General features: G+C 71.4%; 1 protein-coding gene. It reads right to left on the minus strand.

Annotation, left to right across the window (positions count from 1 at the left end; genetic code table 11):
* Nucleotides 1–22: 22 nt before the first annotated feature.
* Nucleotides 23–518 (minus strand): aminotransferase class I/II-fold pyridoxal phosphate-dependent enzyme (locus DI276_RS47590; RefSeq protein ID WP_119724505.1); only part of this gene is annotated, 496 nt, incomplete at its 5' end.

Consider the following 518-nt stretch of genomic DNA (forward strand, 5'->3'; position numbering starts at 1 on the left):
GTCGCGGCGATCGTTCAGCTGCTCATGAAGTGAACGCGCGGGCGGCGGCCAGGAAGGCGTTGTTCTCCTCCGGCTCGCCGATCGTCACGCGGGTGCCCTCGCCTGCGAACGCGCGCACGACGACCTTGTGCGCCAGGCAGTGCTCGTTGAACGCGGTGGTGCGCTCGCCCAGCGGCAGCCACACGAAGTTCGCCTGGGTCTGCGGCACGTCGTAGCCCATGGCGAGCAGTTCGCCGCGGACGCGGGTGCGTTCGGCGACGATCGCGCGGCAGCGGACCATCAGCTCCTCCTCGGCGTCCAGCGAGGCCATGGCGGCGACCTGGGCGAGGGCGTTCACGGAGAACGGCACGTAGACCTTGCGCAGCGCGTCGGCGACGACCGGCGGCGCGACCGCGTAGCCGATGCGCAGGCCCGCCAGGCCGTACGCCTTGGAGAACGTCCGCAGCACCGCCACGTTGTTGTGGCCGGCTGCCCAGTGCTGCTTGGCGAGCTCGACGCCGTCGGGGATGTGCGCGTCG

Origin of the sequence: Lentzea terrae, from assembly GCF_003265345.1 — a bacterium.
Taxonomy (GTDB): Bacteria; Actinomycetota; Actinomycetes; order Mycobacteriales; family Pseudonocardiaceae; genus Lentzea; species Lentzea terrae.